Here is a 19,748-nt window from a genome sequence, read left to right on the forward strand (position 1 = left end):
ATAAATATTCTCCTATACGTTTATTTTACGACGGATCAAACGCTCAGGGTAGAGACAATCCCTTCACACCCTTGGCCCCGCTTATGAGAACAGCGCTCCCCATGTTTGCGGACCGACGATGCCATCCACAGCCAGACCGCGGGCCTTTTGGAAAGCCTGCACCGCACGTTTGGTCACCGGGCCGTAGATTCCATCTGCCGGCACACCCAATCTCACTTGAACTTGTTTGATATCATCCCCTCGCATCATCGGGCGAGTAACCTTCAACAAACGGCGCAGGCCACTTCCCGCTGCCGGCGACGCAGAACCCCCTTGTCTTACCCGGGCAATAAATGATGACCATTGCTTAAGAAGATTTGCCGGACAATTTTTTCCGGACCAGTGCTTATGAGGAACCACCCGACTGATTGGAATCTTGTACTTATCTATGAGCATTTTGACAAGCTTGATGGCATTTTCTTGTGCACGGCCAAAATCCCCATCGGCGTTCACGCAGATTTCGATGCCGATGGATTTTCGGTTGCCGGGGCCATTCCTCCCGTCCCCGGCATGCCACGCCACCTCATTTTCGGGAATATGTTGGATGATCCGTTGGTCGTCAACGGTAAAATGCCATGACGCAGTTCGGGTATTCCCTCTTGCCAACAGGCGGGCGTGGGCTTGTGCAACAACTTTTTCTTAAGCAACACAGCCAGGTTCTTATTGACCGTTTCCCGGCTCACCCCCAGTTTCATAGCCACTTCCCGTTGGTTAAAATGACGCCTTCCCTCTTGCTCCTGCTCCAACGATTTGATCCAAATCAACAAACAAAGTTGAAAGCAATTAATATCCCATTCTTTGCATTGTTGCATGATGTGCGGCGACATCATCACGTTCATTTCTTTCCCTCCTGTTAAATGAAGTGAAACTCGGCGGCAACTGCCCCATCTTTCCTGCTCTTCGGTATCCATCGCCATTACCGCTCTTTCCACATAAACTGGTTTAGCTCTTCACTGAAAACCAAATCGACGGCCTGTCCATTTTCTTGGCCAATTCCGCAAAAGGCACACCTTTCACCGTGTTCACTGGCGTAACGCGTTAAACTGCTTTGATCCAAATAAAATTTCATCATTTATTCCTTCACTGCGCCAACATTCAATCATATGGATAATTATACAACAATTTTCTCCCGAAAGGAGATATGAAAGCCATTTGATTTTTCACTTCGTTTATTATCAATTATTTTATCTCCTATTTGATTATACTAAATGAAGAATATATAATAGAATAAAAACAAACCGGAGAGAAGAGAAGCCACCGATGGTTTCTCACCCCATGTACATTCAAACTACCCTAGACGGAGGAGATCACCATGACCTTAGGCGAGCGCTTGCGCCTGCTCAGGGAATCAAGGAAATTGAGCCAGATCGAACTGGCCCAGGCTTTGGGCATTCCCAATCAATCCATATCCAATTATGAACGAGATTATCGCAAACCCCCCTTTGACCTCATCCAGAAATTCGCCGATTACTATGAGGTATCCATGGACTACCTGCTCGGGAGGGAAGAATACCTTTATGACTCGGGAAAAGTAAAAGATGTTAAAGCTTTTTTAGCTGATGGGATCTTCGTATACGATCACATCACCCTTGATGAAGAAGACATTGCCTTCCTGAAACAATCCTTTGAGTTCATCATCAAAAAAAAGCTAAAACAGTCAGAGGGGAAATAAAGCAAACCGAAACAACATATCCAGTGGGCCCGCCTATTGGTTGTGTTGTTTCCCCCTTATTCGGCCCTCTCCTCAGCCAACGCTTTGACGGTCGCGATGAATTCATCCGTTTTCCCTTTTGAACCCAACGCCTCAATCCGGCTGGACAACGTCTTCAAGTTCACATACTCGCCCATCAGCTCCACATCATAACACACTGCCAAGTAAGACAATACGTCATATAATGTGCCTTGTGCTTTCCCCATGCCGCCATCCTCCCTTTTTTCTATAAGTGGCGTTCTGCTTTTATACTAATCCGAACTTGTCCTGCCAAGGTGCCAAATATGTGCCAAATCAACCTCACCAGCTGGTTGCGACATCAAACTGCCTTTACCCAGCCTGTTCGCATCAGCCACACTATTTTGCACTAAATGCAAATATTTAATTTAAGTATATTTGCATTTATTGCAAATGTAAATACAAAAACGAAAAAAACAACGACCCTTTTTGCATAATAAGCAAAAATACCGATTTACATATACCAATTACGGCTAAGGGATGATACAATGAATTGTAGATAGTGCAAATATAAACTAGATAGTGCATGACATAATACCGGGGTGTTAAGCATGAGTATGTTAGGAGAACGATTGAGGGAATTAAGAAAAAAACACAAAAAAACACAAGGTGACATTGCTAATCACCTGGATGTAGACACTGCTACCATCTCAAGATGGGAACGGAACCAGTACGAGCCGGACACCAGCCAGCTCAAACAGCTGGCTGCTCACTTCTCCGTCTCCGTGGATTACCTGTTGGGTCACACTGACAGTCCCTCCCTAGACTTCCGTTCTCAGTCGCACATCGACCTACGCGAGGTGCGACAGGCCTTGGCCGAAAAACCCCTCACTTGGGGAGGGAAGGCGATTCCAGAAGCAGATCAAACCCAGATAAGGGAAATCCTCATCGCCATATTGGATCGATTAATCGGCAACAAATAGAAAAACCAAAACTTCTTCCACATTCTGTTCAGGTCAACCCGCGCATTCTCTGCTGAATGCGGGCCAATTCGTCGATTTCCTTTTGCGTTAAGAGTTTTGTCTCCAGCAATAACTCACACAGGCGCTCAACATCCACGCCCGGATCATCGTTTGGGACTCCGCTGTGGCAGTGGGTTGTTTTTGCATTGGCATTGCTGTCTTCAAGATGACCTACCATTTGTGATCACTCCCAAGCTGAATAAGCTAGCACATGCTACTAAACCCTGACAACACTTTGATTTCATCGCTGATTTATCGTGACAAGCTCATCTTTCCAACGTCATCTCTATCCGCAATCATTGATTGGGATCATCCGCGCCCAGGGGCCTTATGCATACATAGGCCCCTCTTCTTCTGCTCTCCTGTTTGGACAGAAGAGTTGGTTATTATTCATTATATACGAACATATGTTCGTATTCAAATACTGTCTGCCCCACTTGTTGCACCATCGCATCAAAAACAAAGCCCGCCTGCATTTCCAAGCCGACACTTGAACAATGCAGGCGGGCTGGTCATCCCGTCCACTCAAGTCGGCGCTGACCGACAATCCTCCACGATCCTGGTAAACTCAACCTGATCCGTCTTTCTCCTCCTCACGTTCGCGCCGCGCCAGCGCTGTCCCAAATCGGAGCACAGCAAACATCACCACAATCACCACCAGCCCGATGATCATCACATACCCGGGAAACGGCATCGGTTTGGGTAGTTGCATCCCCAGCCCATAAGCGAGTGCAGCCATCACCAGCCCTAGCGCGGTCCAACCCATCCATTTCATGTTGACGGCTCCCCTTTCCACTGTTCTCCCACATTCCTCCCCTGATTGCAAAAGACGTGGATTCTATCATACTTCTGAGGAAACATGCTAATTAAACTAGTTATCTATCCTATTCGTAAAATGGTTCGTTTTTTTGACAAGGGAAACCCGAATCGAACCATGCCAAGGAACAGGAAACACTGATGCAATCAGTACCGTATTTTAAACAACCTCTCCCCATCGGCCGTTGCCTTGATCTAAACTAAATCAATCCTTGTCCAGCACCGATCCTTGTATTTACCCACATTCATTCTAAGTACTACCTTCTATCTTTTTCAGTGTTCCATCCGTAGCCCCCTTTTCCTTCCATATAGATAAAGCCCCTCATCTTTCCTTTGATGAGGGGTTTCGCTATTTTAGATGTTGCTTTACTCTTTCATCCTGATATGAATACAGTGCCAGATAAACGAGGCCTGACTCGGCTTTGGTGTCATCCGTCCATTGATAATTCCACCCAACGACAGTAGCAAGGCGTTCCCCTTGTTGCAGTTGGTGCAACAAGTTGGTGAATTGGTTCTGGGTGGCTTGAACCTCCAGCTTAATCCAGATTGGCCGCAGGGCTTCAGACGAAACGATACCTAATTGTTCGTTTACCACATCCGTATCAGGCGGAATCATCGCCGAGCCCTTCGCTTGGGCGGGAGACTTGAACAGCTCGCTGATATCATCGAGCAGCTCTATTTTTTTCCAGGATGCGCCCGCCGTATTGACGGCTTGTTCCAACTGGACCATATAATCCGGCTGGTTTTGCATGACGGGGACCTTTTTTTCCAATCCGGCCAACTCCGCCTGTGAAGGTTCAATCGGCAACTGGTAAGTGGAAGCGGTGTATTTTTCATACCGCTTCAAATTTCTCGTCAGACGTTCGCCTTCTTGTTTCAGTTGCTGGTACTCAAGATAGTCCGGTTGCAATTGATGGTAAGCCAGCCCGAGTAAGCCGACCAACCCCAGGCACCAGAGAAAGCTTAATGTTTTCCCCGACTTCCAGCGTTTTGGGGGGATGGGTTGCCGGATGGTCAGTCACCTCCTTGCGATGGCGGAACACTTTCTTTTTCCTTTTGCAGAGTGAAATGAAACCGCACAATGACATGATTTTTGTCCGCTTCTTTTTTCACTTTGGTCTCGGCACATTGATCGCCGACACAATCGATCCAGCCTTCGCTGAAATGTTCGTTCTCTTCCTGCGCCAGCATGCTCACAAAGTCGGACGCTTCTTGTATGGAGGGAAACAAAGCCCAACCATCCAATCGATTGCCCAGCCCTTGCAACTGAAACAGCCGAGCACCCGCGGGCATCGTAGTCACAATGGCTTCCGCCGCTTCTTTCCAAGCTTGGCGTTTCTCCTCAGCACGTTCAATGGTGTCGCGATAGGTGAAAAATGCTTGGTACTTGTCGTAAAACTTCTGTTCTTTGCTTTCTTCCAGCATCGCTTCGTTGACAGCGCGCCGCTTTTCAATCACGGCGTCTTCTAAGCGAGCCACCTTCTTCTCCAGCACCCGATCGAAGTATAAAACACCACCGATCCCAGCGCCCACGACCAACAAAATCAAAGCCAGCCACCAGAAAAAAAAGCGGCGGGACAGCGGTTGGGGTGGCAAAAAATTCATCGTCCCATCCCCTCCTTCTCGCCTACCATCAAGCCGAGCGGGACAGCAAGCGAGCTTCCCACAAAGCGTAACGCTTTCTCTTTCAGCGCTTCGGACATGACTAGCTCCGCCGCTGGGGCTTGGGTGACTTTGGCCAATTGGTTCTGCTCTAGCCATTGTTCCAATAAAAACATGTCCAATCCCTCGCCCGCCAGGACCCATTCAGCTTGCGGACACGCAAACATCCGCTGCTTCTTCTCATCCATCAGTCCGTACAGCTTGGCCAGCAATGCTTCCCCATACGCATTGATCTCTTCCTCACTCTCTAACAGAGGGTGAAGCGGGTTGGGGTGCGGCCGATCTTCTCCCTCCATATAATCCGCCACCGGCAGGGAAAACACTTGGGTGTCGATCAATTGATTGTCGCTGAAAAAGCTCGCTTCCACACCCAGTTTGGAAATTTGCAAAATCAGCGACTGCGGGGCGGTGAGTCCACGATAAGCATTGGTCCAGCGATAGAGGCAGAAAGGAGCGATGTCGATCTGCACCGGATCCAAGCCACAAAAACGGAAGCATCGTACCAATGCATCCCTGTACGAGCGGGACATCAGAGCCAACATGATCTCTTGGCGATCCCCATCCGCCCACACATGATCGATGAGCTGATAGTCAAACACCGGATCGGGAAACGGAAGCTCCAACAGAGGAATCAGTTGCTCTTTGATGTAGGTGCGGTATTGCCGTTTCCGCATTTCCGGCACCATCAACCTTTTGAAAATCACTTCCCGGCAATTGATGCCGATTCGGACACGCTCCGTGTGCAATCGCCGCCCCAGCAAGGCCTCCTGTATGGTTTGGATCAATTCTTCACGTTCCAGGAAGTACGGCTCTCTGGCCCAAATGCTAGGCAAAGGATGAACCACCATCTGTTGTAGTTCCATGGATTTTCTTCGTTTTTTCACTTCCACCAGTTTGAAAAAAGAGGCGGAGAGCTCTATTCCTATTTGATAAGACATCACGCTTAACTCCTTTGCTCTCAACCAGATGCTGGCTCATCATCACGATCTGTTCGATATCTTCATTATATTAAACCAGATCATGAAAAGAGTGACGAAATAGAAAACTATGCTTCGTTTCACCCTTCATTTCTTTCGATGAATTTTCCCCATTTTTGTCTTGATCAATCCTCTGGTTACCCACTCGCCACAAAGAAAAAAGCCGGCCAATTGGCCAGCGGGATTATACGTATATCAGCCTCAGGCTCCGTTTTTGAAGCGTCCGACCGGGACTTACGATCATGATAACAACAAACCGAGCAACAAGGCCTGTTGTGCGTGCAGGCGGTTTTCCGCTTGCTGGAATACCACCGATTGCGGACCGTCGATCACGTCGGCGCTTACTTCCAAGCCGCGATAAGCAGGCAAGCAGTGCATAAAAATCGCATCCGGTTTCGCGTGGCTCATCAGCTCCTGGTTGACCTGGTACCCAGCAAATGCCTGCGCCCGTTGCTCCTTCTCCTCTTCTTGCCCCATGCTCGCCCACACGTCCGTGTACACAGCATCGGCGTCTTTGACCGCTTGCACCGGATCATAACTGAAAGAGAAGGTAGAACCAGTGACGCGGGCGATGGCCTCCGCTTCTTGCCAGATCGCCGGACTGGGTTCATAGCCTTTTGGCGTGGATATGGACAGATGCATACCGGTCAGCGCCGCGATGTGCATCAACGAATGCAAGACATTGTTGCCATCTCCCACATAGCAACAAATACGGCCGGCCAACTCCCCTTTGCACTCAGCCAGGGTCATGATGTCCGCCAAAGCCTGGCAGGGATGCTCCCGCTCCGTTAACCCGTTGATCACTGGAACGTCCGCCGCTTCTGCCAATTGGGTAACCAAGTCGTGGCTATGGGTGCGGATCAAAATCGCATCCACATACCGCGACAGCACGCGGGCCGTATCCTCAATCGTCTCTCCCCGCCCCAATTGCAACTCATGTCGATGGAGATTCAGCGCGTGACCACCCAATTGGGCCATGCCCACTTCAAACGAAATGCGCGTCCGGGTCGACGGCTTATCAAAGATCATACCCAAATTTTTTCCTTGCAACGGGGCTTTCTTCACCCACTCCGCTTTGTCGGCCTTCAATTGCAGGGCATGCTGCAAAAACGCTTTCGCCTCCTCCGGCCCCCAATTGGCCAAACCGATAAAATCCTTGTCTGTCCATCCCGTCGCCAAAGGCGCTTCGATCATGTTTCCTCAGCCCTTTCGATTTCATTCTTCACCGGCCCATGTCCACAAACGCTCCCCAGAAGCGGCCATGGAAAAACGGTTTCAGCCGCCAACGGTGTATCCGGCATGCGCTAGTCGGCTGGAACCGGAGCCGTCCATTCCCATTCCTGCACTACTTCTTTAATCAATGAAACAGCACGCACAATCTGGCCGTGCGTTACCACCAAGGGCGGCAACAAGCGCAAGACATTCTCCCCGGCCACCAGCGTAACCAATCCTTGCTCCAACAGCGACTTCACCACCGGGCCGGCCGAAGTGTTCAGCTCGATGCCTAACATCAGCCCTTCGCCGCGGATTTCCTGTACGCTTGTCAGTCCACGCAACTCTTTCTCCAACAATTGTCTAAGCCATGTGCCTTTATCCCGTATTTCAGCCATCATGGATGGTTGTGACAACTCTTCCAACACCGTTCTAGCCACCGCCATCGCCAAACGACCGCCACCGAATGTCGTCCCATGCGATCCAGGCCCCAATACTTCTTTCCAAGTTGCTTTGGCCAGCATTGCCCCTACAGGAAAGCCGTTGCCCAATCCCTTGGCCAAAGTGACCACATCTGGCTCAATCCCGTACTTTTGATAGGCAAACCAATGCCCTGTGCGGCCCATGCCGGTTTGCACCTCATCAATCATCAACAAGATGTTTTTCTCCCGACACCAAGCCGCCAATGCTTGGACAAACTCTGGATCAGCCGGCCGAACGCCTCCTTCTCCTTGCACCAATTCCAAAAGCACCGCCGCCGTCGTCGCTCCTGTAGCTTGCTTGACCGCTTGAATGTCCCCGTACGGCAAAATGCGAAATCCCGCCGGCAATGGGGAAAAACCATCCTTCACTTTGTCTTGTCCGGTCGCCGTCAACGTCGCCAAAGTCCGTCCGTGGAAAGAACGCTGAAAGGTGATGATTTCCGGCTCCTGAATGATTTTCACCATCTTGGCCCAACGGCGGGCGAACTTAATCGCCGCTTCATTGGCTTCCGCCCCACTGTTGGCGAAAAAGACGGCACCCAACCCACTCATCTTGCACAAGAGGTTCGCCACTTCCTGTTGCAAGGGACTGGCAAACAAGTTGGATGTGTGCCAGATTCCTTGCGCCTGAGTGATGAGGGCTTGCTCGACTCGCGGGTGTCGGTGACCTAAGTTCACCACGCCAATCCCAGAGGCAAAGTCGAGATATTCCTTGCCGGACTCATCTACCAACACGGCGCCAGCTCCATCAACGAAGTGAATATCATGCTGGAGATACGTCGGAAACAATCCCATGGTCGATCACCTCTTGATTGACGATGCGGGTGCCCGCACCCTGTTTAAACCCATTGGCATGAGCGCCATTCACAATACGAACTTCGGGAATCCCTTGCGCCAGCGATTGCAAAGCCGACCTTGCTTTCGGAATCATGCCTCCCGTGATCGCTCCGTCCGCAATCCCCTGTTCTATGGCCGCAGGGTTGGCTTCCTGGAGCAATTGGCCGCTAATTTGGATACCATCAACGTCACTTAACAAAATCAGCTGGTCGGCACACATAGCAACCGCAATCGCCGCCGCAGCCTCATCCGCGTTGATGTTGTACACTTGACCTTCTCCATCCACTCCCAAAGAGGCGATGACCGGCATCCAACCTTGCTTAAGTACATGATCGAGCGCCTCCACATTCACATCGGTGACACGGCCGACATACCCCAACTCAGGGGCCGCGGGTTCCGCCTTCAACAACTCTAAATCCACCCCGCTTATGCCGATGGCCGCCACTTGATGGTTGATCAGTTGCGTCACCAATTGCTTGTTTACATGTCCGGACAAAGCCATCTGCACCAGCGACAACGTCTCTTCATCGGTCACGCGCCGCCCCTCGACAAACACAGGCTTTTTCCCTTGCTTTTCCATCAATCGCGATATCATCGGGCCGCCACCATGAACGATGACTACTTGTGTTCCTGCGCGCCATGCATCAAAACATTGGGCAAAAAACGCCGGATGAATCCGTTCCAGAACACTGCCTCCCACTTTCAGCACAATCAGCTGTTCCATCAGCCTCTCCTTCCCGTTACGTGCGGTAGCTGGCATTGATACGCACGTATTCATATGTCAAATCGCATCCCCACGCCGTCGCCGTGGCCTGGCCCCGATGCAGATTGACGCGGATGATTACTTTCTCCCGGTTCAGCTCCGCGCGCGCCTGCTCTTCATCAAATGGCAACGGCATGCCTCCCCCAATCACTTGTACATGTCCCAGGTAAACATCGATTGATTCCGGTCGCAAAGAAGGCTCGCCGTAACCAGCCGCGCACACGATTCGCCCCCAATTGGGGTCGGCGCCGAACACCGCCGTCTTCACCAGGCTGGAACCCACCACCGTTTTGGCGATGTTTTGCGCTTCCTGTTCGTTGATCGCCCCTTCAACCACCGCTTCGATCAAGCGCGTCGCCCCTTCTCCGTCACGGGCGATCATCTTGGCTAACTCTTGGCAGACATACTGAAAAGCTTGTTGGAATTTAAACCAATCAGCATGGTGCATGTCGAGGGGGGCATGCCCGGCTTCTCCGCTTGCCATCACCAAAACCATATCGTTGGTGCTCGTATCCCCATCAACTGTGATCATGTTGAAGGTCTGATCAGTGGTCTTCCACAGCAAAGATTGGAGAATCTCCGGTTCAATCACCGCATCGGTAGTGATAAACGCCAACATGGTGGCCATATTGGGCTTAATCATGCCGGAGCCTTTGGCCACCCCTGCAATGGTCACCGGTTTGCCCTCAATCTCCACGCTCACTTCCACTTGCTTCGTACATGTGTCTGTCGTTAAGATCGCTTCCGCAAACGAAGTGTCTGGCGCTGTTAACTTCGGTACCAACGCTTCAATGCCCTGAATCACCTTGTTCATCGGCATCAATACCCCAATAACACCGGTCGAAGCTACTGCTACCATGCTCTGCGGACAGGCAAGCTCTTCGGCCAGCTTCGCCCGCATCGCATAGGCATCCATCATCCCTTGCCGTCCAGTGCAGGCATTGGCATTGCCGCTGTTGACGACCACACCACGCAATTTCCCGGATACTCCCAAACTATCCTGGGTTACTTGGATCGGCGCCGCCTGAAAGGCATTCACTGTATAAACAGCGGCAGCCGTCGCTTCCCGTTCACATACGATCGCTCCCAAATCGGGCCGCTTGCGCTTGATGCCCACATGCATCCCTGCTGCTTTAAACCCTTTGGGCGAAGTAATGCACGCATCCTTTTGCACTGTGAATGCAGGTGACAAAACCCCTGATTCTTTCCCCATCTTCGCTCCCCCTTTTCTATGGAAACAGCGGCGACTGCATTAATCCGGCTGTGGCAGCCCAACCCATCCGCAGATTAGCGTTTTGAACCGCTTGCCCCGCTGCGCCTTTCATCAGATTGTCGATCACAGCCAAGACCGTGATCCACCCCGTCCGTTCATCCACATGGATTCCAATATCGCAAAAGTTGCTGCCTTGCACCGCTTTGGTTGACGGCCAGCCAGACTCCACGATACGAACAAATGGTGCGTCCTCATACACTTCCCTATACATGTGGAGCACCTCTGTTGTCGTATATTTATGCAACATAGGTGCATAGAGACTAACCAAGATCCCCCGGTTCATCGGCACCAAATGCGGAACAAACCGTACCCGCACGTCTGCGCCCGCAAGCCGTTCAGCCGCCTGCTCAATCTCAGGGATATGCTGGTGTCCGTCCACTTTGTATGGGCGTAGATTCTCATTCACTTCACTAAAAAGCAATGACTGATCCACCTTGCGCCCTGCGCCAGTCACACCTGACTTGGCATCGATCACCAAAGCCCGGTGGTCAATCATCCGATGCTGAAGCAGGGGAAGCAAACCCAGCAACGTCGCCGTCGGATAACAACCGGGATTGGCGATCAGATCAGCGGTACGAATCTCTTCTGCAAACCATTCCGGAAGTCCGTACACCGCTTCAGCAAGCCACTTGTCCGGTGCCGCTTTTCGGTTGTACCAAGCCTCATAACTTCGTCCGTCTTTCAGGCGGAAATCCCCCGACAGGTCAATAACCAACTTCCCTTTCTCTCGCAACTGAGGGCTTAATTCTCCACTCACACCGGGCGGTGTCGCCAAAAACACCAGCTCTGCCTCCTGGCCAATCTGTGCGATATCAAGCTCCTGAAAAGTGTAAGCGAGGTGTCGCAAATGTAGATAAGCCTGGGACAATGCATCCCCCGCCTGTGAAGTGGAAATCAGCATCGCCAGTTCCAAATGCGGATGCCCTTCGATCAGCCGAATCAATTCCGCCCCACCATACCCCGTCGAACCGATTACCGCTGTTTTCATCACTAGCCTCCCCATCACTTGTCACATACCATTGGATCGTTTTGCATTATTATACATCTATATTTATTTTTATTCAATGTATTGCATAAAAAAAGCGATAGATCACACAGACTTGTGCGTCTACCGCTCTTCACTGCCATGTTCTTTTTGGTCATCCCAATGGATGAAGTCTCACTTTTTCTCTGCCAGCCATGCCGCCAATTTCTCTTGATCCTGGCTGGAGATATGTCCTTGCGAAGGCATGTTGCCCTTGCCTTTTTGCATGATTTCCACAATCTGCTCTTTCTTCAGTTTGGCACCGATTTTCTCCAAGCTCGGTCCAAACCCGCCTTGGAGATTGCCTCCGTGGCAGGATGCACAGTTGTTTGCATAGATTTTGTCCGCTGTCAAGTTGGCTTGCGCCTCTTTGGACTGAGTCGACTCTTGTTTGGCGCTATTACCGCCGCAACCGGATACCACGAGGGCGATTGCGCTCACTCCCGCAAGAAGAATCATCCGCTGTTTGCTCGGCATCATGCGTGATCACCTCTGCCTATTTTTTAAACCAGTTGCGCCCGCCTTTCGCTTGCGAGCGGGACAAGGTGGACTTTTGCTCCTCTTTCTGTTCATCTTCCCCGACATACATCTGCGTGTCGATCAAGCTGGCTTTTGGGATCTGCGAGGTTTCCCGGTTCTCGTCCGACGCTTTCAACAAACTGCGCTTGTATAAACGCCGGCTCTTGGCTGCGTCGGTATTTTCTTCGGCAGCCGGCTCATTTTCAACGACCGGCATCTCGCGCGATGTTTTCCGGGTCTTTTTGCGCACGGCAAGCGTTTTGTCCCCTTCGCCATCCAGCGCCGTCTCCGCTTCCTGCGCCTGGGTTCTATCCAGATCGTCGGCTTGTTTCTTGCCGCGCGATTTGAAGAGGTTGGAACGCGTGCGGCTAGAACGCTTAGACTCAGAAACAGTCTCTTTTTCACCCTGCGAATCGTTAACGTCTTTGTTTAACTCTCCACCCTGTATATCATCACGATAAATAATTTCTTGATCCTCATATGGTAACGTCTTCTGCCCTTCTTTGGGTCTTTCTCGGTGAATTCGCTGTTTCTTGCGGCGTTCCCGCTCCAAGGTTGTCCGACGTACTTTTTCCACGCTGATTTTTATGTTATCGCTCGACATGCTTCCGTCCGGAAACATTTTTTCGAGCTCCTCCACTTCTTGCTTTCTTTTTTTCCCGACGATGACGCTCACGATGATGATCACTGCCACCACCAAGACGACGGCGCCACCGCCAATCATAATCATATCCATCACTCAACCTCCTTTGTCCCCATGAAAGCTCCCATTAGGGCGTGTCTGATGAATAAGCCGGCAGCTCCAAAACCATTTTCTCTTTCGCTTCACGCATTGCCGGGCAAGCAAGCTACCTGAGAAAAGATTTTTCCACCGCTTCTTCCTCACCAATTTATTTACCGGTTACACCTTAATGAATGGAACGTAAAAGACCGGCGATGTAAGCCGGCCACGGCGAAGCTTATTTTCCTGTAAAACGGGGCTCCCGCTTGTTAAGGAACGCGTCCATCCCCTCTTTGCGGTCGTCTGTGTCAAACGTCAACCCAAAATAAGAAGCTTCTAATCTGAGTCCGGACGGAAGATCGATGTCGACCCCATGATGAATGGCTTTTTTGATGTATTTGAGAGCGATGGGCGCTTTCTTCGCCAATGTTTCAGCCAAACGCTTCGCTTCCTCCAGCAGCGCCTCTGCTGGCACCACTTTTTGCACCAGTCCGCAACGAGCCGCTTCATCTGCAGTCAGCATGATCCCCGTCATACAGAGGTATTTCGCCATCTGCCTGCCGACTAAACGGCTGAGCCGTTGCGTCCCCCCATAACCGGGAATGACGCCCAGATTGATTTCTGGCTGGCCGAATTTAGCCTTTTCACTGGCCAACAGAATGTCCCCGCACATCGCCAATTCCATGCCACCGCCAAGGGCAAACCCGTTGATCGCCATGATAACTGGCTTATCCAGCTCTTCCAACCGGGCAAATACCCTTTGACCGAGGAGCGCCGTCCGCTCCGCCTCCTCACTGCTTTTGATCTGGTTCAATTCGGTAATGTCGGCACCCGCCACAAATGCCTTGTCTCCCGCACCGGTAATGATCAACACGCGCACCGCGTCATTGCGCTCCACCCAATCGATTGCGGCATCCAACTCCATCAACACTTCTCGGCTCAACGCATTCAACACTTTAGGGCGGGACAGGGTAAGCTGAGCCCATCCTTCCCCTTGATCACACACAATATGCTTCCAGTTGGTCACGTTGGTTCCCCTCCATCTCAAACGGTGATGTCTTAACCTTATGCCGTTGGGAGCTGATTGACACGGTAGCCCATGGCATGATACCGCGCCGTTTGCCTCACATCTTGACAACCCATTCTAGGCGTGTGCCGTTTTTTCCTTCTTACCCCTTTTTGTTCATCATCTGGCGCAGGTATGCTTCGATGAACGCATTGATTTCTCCATCCATCACTGCCTGCACATTGCCGACTTCCGTTTGCGTGCGGTGGTCTTTAACCAAGCTGTAAGGGTGGAAGACGTATGAACGGATCTGGTTCCCCCAGCCAATCTCCGTCTGTTCCCCTTTCAGTGCTTGCATCTCTTTCTGTTGCTCTTCCAACTTGCGCTCATAGAGACGGGCCTTCAGGATTTTCATCGCTTTTTCCCGGTTCTTGATTTGGGAGCGCTCGGATTGGCACGTCACGACAACCCCGGTGGGAATGTGCGTGATGCGGACCGCCGAATCAGTGGTGTTCACGTGCTGTCCACCCGCGCCACTGGAGCGATAAGTATCAATTTTCAACTCGTCAGGACGCACCTCGATCTCCACATCATTATCAATTTCAGGCATCACATTGCAGGACACGAAGGAAGTGTGTCTGCGGCCCGAAGCGTCAAATGGCGAGATGCGCACAAGCCGGTGCACCCCTTTTTCCGCCTTGAGGTAACCATAGGCGTTAACCCCTTTGATCAGAAGCGTCACGCTTTTGACACCCGCTTCCTCCCCAGGCAGGTAGTCCAACGTTTCCACTTTGTAACCGCTCCGCTCAGCCCAACGGGTGTACATGCGCAAAAGCATTTCCGCCCAGTCTTGCGATTCGGTCCCCCCTGCACCGGGATGGAGTTCCAGAATGGCCGAGTTGCGGTCGTACGGCTCGCTCAGCATCAGCGCCAGCTCAAACGCATCAATCTCTTTGGACAACGAGCGCACCGATTTGGCCAACTCCTCCTGCAAGCCGGCGTCTTCGCCTTCCTCGTTCATCAGTTCGAGCATCACCTGACACTCTTCTTGACTCTCTTCCAACCCCGTCATCACTTCAATCTGATCTTTGAGATGTTTCATCTCATCGATCACTTTTTGCGCCTCATCTTGATTGTCCCAGAAAGTAGGCGAAGCCATTTGCTCCTCCAGTTCACTCAAGCGCGCTTTTTTTTGATCGAGGTCAAAGAGACCCCCTGATGTCCGCCAAACGCTTGGCTGTAGTCGCTAGCTGTTGTTTAATTTCACTCATTTCCATTTTTCATGTCACCTCGACTGACTATTTATGCCTATTATATCGCCAAACCTCTCACTTTAAAAAGGCAGGGAGGGACTCCCTACCTTTCGTTGCCCGACAGTCACGACTTATCCATTTTTCAAGCAACAGTTTTTGTACTTTTTGCCGCTTCCGCAAGGGCATGGGTCATTGCGTCCCACTTTATCCGCCCGGCGAATCGGCTCCTTCTTCGGCGCATCCGCTTCCTGCTCGGAGCTGCCGGAAACGGCGGTCGGATTGACAGCGACTTCTTCGCGCTCCAACTCTTCTTCTTCTGCGATGACCGATTTCATCACATACTTGACGATCTCTTCTTGGATTTCTTGTATCATCGCCTCAAACATGGCGAAGCCTTCAAACTGGTAAGCGCGAAGCGGATTGTCTTGCCCGTACGCGCGCAAGTGGATCCCTTGACGCAATTGTTCCATCGCGTCGATGTGATCCATCCACTTCCGGTCAACAGCGCGCAGAATCACTACTTTGGAAAACTCCTGCAAGCGCTCGTTCCCCAGTTCCTCCTGGCGTTCTTGGTAGTATTTCTTCACTTCTTCAAAGATGTCGTCCACCATCTCCGACGGTTCTTTGCCTTCCAAATCTTCTTCTGTCAGGCGACCTTCGGGCAGTAGATTATTGTTGGCATACTCCACAATCGCCTCAAGATCCCATTCCTCTTCCAAGTCCTCGGAGGTGTGGACTTGCACGATGTTCTCAATCGCCGCTTTGGCCATGTTGAGCACGACATCCTTGAGGTCGTCGCTTTCCAACACTTCACGACGTTGCTTATAAATCACTTCCCGCTGTTGATTTAAGACATCGTCATACTGAAGCACCCAACGACGAGCATCAAAGTTGTTGGCCTCCACCTTGCGTTGCGCATTGGCCACCGCACGGGAGAACATTTTGCCTTCGATGGGCTGGTCTTCAGGCAGCCCCAACCGCTCCAGCATGTTTTCGAGGTTTTCTCCACCAAAGCGGCGCATCAGATCATCTGACAAGGAAAGGTAAAACTGGGAGGAACCCGGATCGCCTTGGCGTCCCGAACGACCACGCAACTGGTTGTCAATCCGCCGGCTCTCATGCCGCTCGGTTCCGATGATGTGCAAACCACCCAGCTCGGCTACACCTTCTCCCAGCACGATGTCCGTTCCGCGACCAGCCATGTTGGTGGCAATGGTCACCGCCCCACGCTGTCCGGCTTGCGCCACAATCTCCGCTTCTCGAGCGTGGTTTTTCGCATTTAACACCTCATGCGGGATGCCACGTCTCTTCAGCAACCGGGACAGACGCTCCGATTTTTCGATCGAGACAGTACCTACCAGCACAGGTTGCCCTTTGGCGTGGCGTTGGGCAATCTCTTCCACCACTGCGTTAAACTTGGCCTCTTCCGTTTTGTATAGCACATCCGACAAGTCTTCACGCAATTGCGGGCGGTTGGTCGGTATCTGATAAACATCCATGTTGTAAATTTTGCGGAACTCTTCTTCTTCCGTCTTTGCCGTACCGGTCATCCCAGACAACTTTTTGTACAGGCGGAAGTAATTTTGCAGGGTGACGGTGGCCAGCGTCATGCTTTCACGCTGCACTTGTAACCCTTCTTTTGCTTCAATCGCCTGGTGCAACCCATCGCTGTAGCGGCGGCCATACATCAAACGGCCTGTAAATTCATCCACGATCACGACGCCATCTTCATTCACTACATAATCTTCGTCGCGCTTCATGATGGCATGGGCTTTCAATGCTTGTTGAATGTGATGGTTTAACGTAACGTGCTTCATGTCGTACAAGTTGTCAACGCCGAGGAAGTTCTCCACTTTTTTCACGCCATCTTCCGTCAGCGATACCTGTTTGGTCTTGATATCAATCGTGTAATCATCGTTTTCTTTCAAGCGACGCACGATGTTGTCGGCGGTGTAATACAAGTCTGTCGCCTTGTTGGCTTGCCCACTGATAATGAGCGGCGTCCGCGCTTCGTCGATCAAGATGCTATCCACCTCGTCGATGATCGCGAAGTTCAACTCACGCTGGGTCAATTGTTCCTTGTACAACACCATGTTATCCCGCAGATAGTCAAAACCAAACTCATTGTTCGTACCGAAGGTGATATCTGCTTGATAAGCGGCCCGCTTTTCCTCCGGCGACATCATCGGCAGATTTAAGCCCACAGTCAACCCCAGGAATTCAAAAACCTGGCCCATCCACTCTTTGTCCCGTTTGGCCAGATAATCGTTGACAGTAACGATGTGGACACCCTTGCCTTCCAACGCGTTCAAATACGCAGGCAAAGTGGATACGAGGGTTTTCCCTTCCCCCGTTTTCATCTCGGCGATGTCCCCTTGGTGAAGCACCATCCCCCCCACGAGCTGCACGCGGAAATGGCGCATATTCAACACGCGTTTCGCCGCTTCCCGCACCACGGCAAACGCCTCTGGCAGAAGGTCGTCCAGCGTCTCCCCTTTTTCCAGTCGGGCCCGGAACTCATCCGTTTTTCCTCTTAATTCCGCATCGCTCAATGCTTGAAACTCTGCTTCCAGCGAGTCGATATGATCCGCGATGCTGAAAAATTTCTTCAATTGCCGTTCGTGTGGATCGAATAATTTCTTAAGGGTACCTAACACCTTATCATCTCCTACTTAGAGTTGGTTTTTTTATGATGTAACGCATTTTCGGCACCGACATTGTCAAAAGGCTACTCATTTCAGTTTATCAAATTTATGCACCTTTTTCACTTGCGCCGTGATAAAAAAGGAGGCGGACCGCTGTTGGGGCCGCCTTACCCCTATTTGCGATTGACCAACTCTTTCAGGATATTGTAGAAACGATGGGCCAATTTTTTGCGGTCCCCTTCGCGGTCAATGTACTCTCGTCCACGCCGCTTGATTTCTTCCCGCTCTTGGTCGCTGAATGAGCGCACGCGTTCAATCGCCTCAGCCAGCCCTTGTGGATTTTCTGCCCCTGCAAAAACCCCGACTTGGTTTTTCTCGACGATCTCACGTACTTCCCCGTCAACCGTGGAGATGATCGGCAAGCCGATAAACGTGTAATCAAATAATTTGTTGGGCCGAGCCCCACGGAACACCTCATTGTCAGCCAAGGAAATGATCCCACAATCAGCCGCATAGGTGTAGTCAAAAATCTCGGACTTGGGCACCGGATCGAGCAAATGAATGTTATCCAATCCTTCTTCTTGCTTGATCTGTTGCAATTTTTCCTTCTCAGGCCCGTCCCCGATTAAGACGATCGCCGTATCCGGCTTTAAGTGCCGCCCTGCTTTCACCACATACTCCAATGCGTTGGCCGGGCCGTGCGCTCCGGTGTAAATAGCTACAAATTGGTCCTCGGTCACGCCCATCTTACGCCGAAAAGCGGTTCGCTTCTCCGGATTTGGCTGCCAAGAACTAACCACAATCCCGTTGGGGATCAAGTCGATTTTGTTCGGGTCGATTCCCTTGTCAGCGATAAACGTGCGTTGATGCTCTGTCAAAACGATGATCTTGTCCGCGTTCCGATACAAGAACGATTCCATCCAAGTGAGCAACTTGACTACATGTTTGTTGTTTAAACCGCCCATCTTGATCAGGGAGTCTGGCCACAAGTCGCGCACTTCCAGCACAAACGGGCAACCTTTCAGCTTAGCCAGCATCCAGCCCGCAAAAGCCGTGAACAAATGGGGCGAAGAAGCGATCAACACATCCGGCTTTTTCTTCAACAAACCAGCTAAAAAGAAGACAACCGCAAAGCTTCCCATGTTGATGATGCGGCGAAAATCGTTCTGTTTGTGAGGAAAAGACCAAAGCCAATTCAACTTCAGCCCTTTCACCTTCTCGATTCCCTCTTTTTCAGCCTCGGTGATAAATGTGCGGCGCGGATGAACGAACTTGGACAAAAACAGGGTTACTTCTGCCTCTTCCTCTTGCGCCCATTCGCGCGCCAGTTCATAATGACGCGTAATTCCCGCAATATTCGGGGGAACGGCATAATGATTGGCTAACCAGATACGCAATTTCTTCACGTCTCCTTATATCCATTCCGATTTATGATCACTGTCATGTTTTCGTACAACCGATTTTCTCCATTATAGCTGAATCTATCTCAAGCCCCTCATCGAGGCGGTTGCTACAGCCAAAACGCGTCATGGCCTTTCCATCTGGGGCTTGTACGCTTGGCTCGAAAACATAAAAACCGTGTATATTGTAATATTATTGTCACTATGTTACAGCATCGTAATAGAAACTAGTGACACTGTAACATAAATGGTCTCGGTTTGGGTATCCCTTTTGAAAAATAGTCAAGTTTGACATTGGCGTGACAGGTATGAGGCATGCAGGGTCCCGTCGTGCCACTCATAAGCGTCTTCCCCGCTTCATGACATGATTTCCCGCTTGGAAATGGGCATACCTCAAGTAATTCAACAAAAAACCGGCCCCTTCCCTC

Annotated in this window: 22 protein-coding genes; 2 read left to right on the forward strand and 20 right to left on the reverse strand. The window is 51.0% G+C overall.

Going from position 1 to position 19,748, the window contains the following annotated elements:
* Nucleotides 1-81: 81 nt before the first annotated feature.
* The 3 genes from NYR52_RS16815 to NYR52_RS15505 all read right to left on the reverse strand — a co-directional run bounded on the left by NYR52_RS16815 (nt 82) and on the right by NYR52_RS15505 (nt 1,111).
* Nucleotides 82-588, reverse strand: a complete 507-nt coding sequence (locus NYR52_RS16815; protein ID WP_375163209.1) for a peptidoglycan recognition protein family protein — start codon at nt 586-588, stop codon at nt 82-84.
* Nucleotides 489-878 (reverse strand): hypothetical protein, encoded by a 390-nt coding sequence (locus tag NYR52_RS15500; RefSeq protein ID WP_259435999.1) that lies wholly within the window; start codon nt 876-878, stop codon nt 489-491. The genes NYR52_RS16815 and NYR52_RS15500 overlap by 100 nt, the downstream gene beginning before the upstream one ends.
* 77 nt (nt 879-955) lie before the next feature.
* Nucleotides 956-1,111 carry a hypothetical protein gene (locus NYR52_RS15505; protein ID WP_259436000.1) on the reverse strand — a complete coding sequence of 52 codons (156 nt, stop codon included), beginning with the start codon at nt 1,109-1,111 and terminating at the stop codon, nt 956-958.
* 240 nt (nt 1,112-1,351) lie between these two features.
* Here NYR52_RS15505 and NYR52_RS15510 point away from each other — a divergent pair, with 240 nt between their 5' ends.
* The gene (locus tag NYR52_RS15510) at nt 1,352-1,711 is read left to right on the forward strand and encodes a helix-turn-helix domain-containing protein (protein WP_029071984.1); all 360 of its coding nucleotides are present in this window, start codon (nt 1,352-1,354) and stop codon (nt 1,709-1,711) included.
* A gap of 56 nt (nt 1,712-1,767) precedes the next feature.
* Here the strand turns inward: NYR52_RS15510 and NYR52_RS15515 are convergent, their stop codons facing one another.
* Nucleotides 1,768-1,956 (reverse strand): hypothetical protein, encoded by a 189-nt coding sequence (locus tag NYR52_RS15515; RefSeq protein ID WP_259436001.1) that lies wholly within the window; start codon nt 1,954-1,956, stop codon nt 1,768-1,770.
* Between the two features lie 363 nt (nt 1,957-2,319).
* Here NYR52_RS15515 and NYR52_RS15520 point away from each other — a divergent pair, with 363 nt between their 5' ends.
* Entirely contained in the window at nt 2,320-2,691 is a 372-nt protein-coding gene (locus tag NYR52_RS15520) for a helix-turn-helix domain-containing protein (RefSeq protein ID WP_132221631.1), read from the forward strand.
* A 28-nt stretch (nt 2,692-2,719) separates the two neighbouring features.
* Here the strand turns inward: NYR52_RS15520 and NYR52_RS15525 are convergent, their stop codons facing one another.
* The 16 genes from NYR52_RS15525 to NYR52_RS15600 form a co-directional block, all read right to left on the reverse strand.
* Nucleotides 2,720-2,908, reverse strand: coding sequence for a hypothetical protein (locus tag NYR52_RS15525; protein ID WP_132221633.1), 189 nt, complete (start codon nt 2,906-2,908; stop codon nt 2,720-2,722).
* Between the two features lie 390 nt (nt 2,909-3,298).
* Nucleotides 3,299-3,505: a hypothetical protein gene (locus NYR52_RS15530; RefSeq protein ID WP_132221635.1), complete on the reverse strand. Its 207-nt coding sequence runs from the start codon at nt 3,503-3,505 to the stop codon at nt 3,299-3,301.
* A 390-nt stretch (nt 3,506-3,895) separates the two neighbouring features.
* Complete coding sequence (locus NYR52_RS15535; RefSeq protein WP_259436002.1) at nt 3,896-4,489, reverse strand: hypothetical protein; 594 nt, start codon at nt 4,487-4,489, stop codon at nt 3,896-3,898.
* Nucleotides 4,490-4,560: 71 nt separating this feature from the next.
* Nucleotides 4,561-5,151: a PilN family protein gene (locus tag NYR52_RS15540; RefSeq protein ID WP_259436003.1), complete on the reverse strand. Its 591-nt coding sequence runs from the start codon at nt 5,149-5,151 to the stop codon at nt 4,561-4,563.
* Nucleotides 5,148-6,146 (reverse strand): type IV pilus biogenesis protein PilM, encoded by a 999-nt coding sequence (gene pilM, locus NYR52_RS15545; protein ID WP_132221641.1) that lies wholly within the window; start codon nt 6,144-6,146, stop codon nt 5,148-5,150. Before pilM ends, NYR52_RS15540 begins: the two co-directional genes overlap by 4 nt.
* A gap of 279 nt (nt 6,147-6,425) precedes the next feature.
* Nucleotides 6,426-7,379, reverse strand: coding sequence for an ornithine carbamoyltransferase (gene argF, locus NYR52_RS15550; RefSeq protein WP_132221643.1), 954 nt, complete (start codon nt 7,377-7,379; stop codon nt 6,426-6,428).
* Between the two features lie 110 nt (nt 7,380-7,489).
* Nucleotides 7,490-8,674, reverse strand: a complete 1,185-nt coding sequence (argD, locus tag NYR52_RS15555; protein WP_132221645.1) for an acetylornithine transaminase — start codon at nt 8,672-8,674, stop codon at nt 7,490-7,492.
* Nucleotides 8,643-9,440: an acetylglutamate kinase gene (gene argB, locus NYR52_RS15560; RefSeq protein WP_158283309.1), complete on the reverse strand. Its 798-nt coding sequence runs from the start codon at nt 9,438-9,440 to the stop codon at nt 8,643-8,645. Before argB ends, argD begins: the two co-directional genes overlap by 32 nt.
* A gap of 16 nt (nt 9,441-9,456) precedes the next feature.
* Complete coding sequence (gene argJ / locus NYR52_RS15565) at nt 9,457-10,692, reverse strand: bifunctional glutamate N-acetyltransferase/amino-acid acetyltransferase ArgJ (protein WP_259436004.1); 1,236 nt, start codon at nt 10,690-10,692, stop codon at nt 9,457-9,459.
* 16 nt (nt 10,693-10,708) lie between these two features.
* A complete protein-coding gene (argC, locus tag NYR52_RS15570) occupies nt 10,709-11,740 on the reverse strand; it encodes an N-acetyl-gamma-glutamyl-phosphate reductase (protein WP_259436005.1) in 1,032 nt (343 codons plus the stop codon).
* A gap of 171 nt (nt 11,741-11,911) precedes the next feature.
* Entirely contained in the window at nt 11,912-12,256 is a 345-nt protein-coding gene (locus NYR52_RS15575) for a c-type cytochrome (RefSeq protein WP_259436006.1), read from the reverse strand.
* A 16-nt stretch (nt 12,257-12,272) separates the two neighbouring features.
* The gene (locus NYR52_RS15580; protein ID WP_259436007.1) at nt 12,273-13,031 is read right to left on the reverse strand and encodes a hypothetical protein; all 759 of its coding nucleotides are present in this window, start codon (nt 13,029-13,031) and stop codon (nt 12,273-12,275) included.
* A gap of 223 nt (nt 13,032-13,254) precedes the next feature.
* Nucleotides 13,255-14,043 (reverse strand): enoyl-CoA hydratase-related protein, encoded by a 789-nt coding sequence (locus NYR52_RS15585; RefSeq protein ID WP_259436008.1) that lies wholly within the window; start codon nt 14,041-14,043, stop codon nt 13,255-13,257.
* A gap of 142 nt (nt 14,044-14,185) precedes the next feature.
* A protein-coding gene (gene prfB / locus NYR52_RS15590) for a peptide chain release factor 2 (protein ID WP_132221659.1) occupies nt 14,186-15,299 on the reverse strand; the annotation gives its coding sequence in 2 pieces (ribosomal slippage) (nt 14,186-15,226 and nt 15,228-15,299; 1,113 coding nt in all).
* Between the two features lie 107 nt (nt 15,300-15,406).
* Nucleotides 15,407-17,932 carry a preprotein translocase subunit SecA gene (gene secA / locus NYR52_RS15595; protein ID WP_132221661.1) on the reverse strand — a complete coding sequence of 842 codons (2,526 nt, stop codon included), beginning with the start codon at nt 17,930-17,932 and terminating at the stop codon, nt 15,407-15,409.
* A gap of 161 nt (nt 17,933-18,093) precedes the next feature.
* Nucleotides 18,094-19,317 carry a glycosyltransferase family 4 protein gene (locus tag NYR52_RS15600; RefSeq protein WP_158283311.1) on the reverse strand — a complete coding sequence of 408 codons (1,224 nt, stop codon included), beginning with the start codon at nt 19,315-19,317 and terminating at the stop codon, nt 18,094-18,096.
* Nucleotides 19,318-19,748: the final 431 nt, after the last annotated feature.

Source organism: Laceyella sacchari (genome assembly GCF_024927925.1).
Classification (GTDB): Bacteria; Bacillota; Bacilli; order Thermoactinomycetales; family Thermoactinomycetaceae; genus Laceyella; species Laceyella sacchari.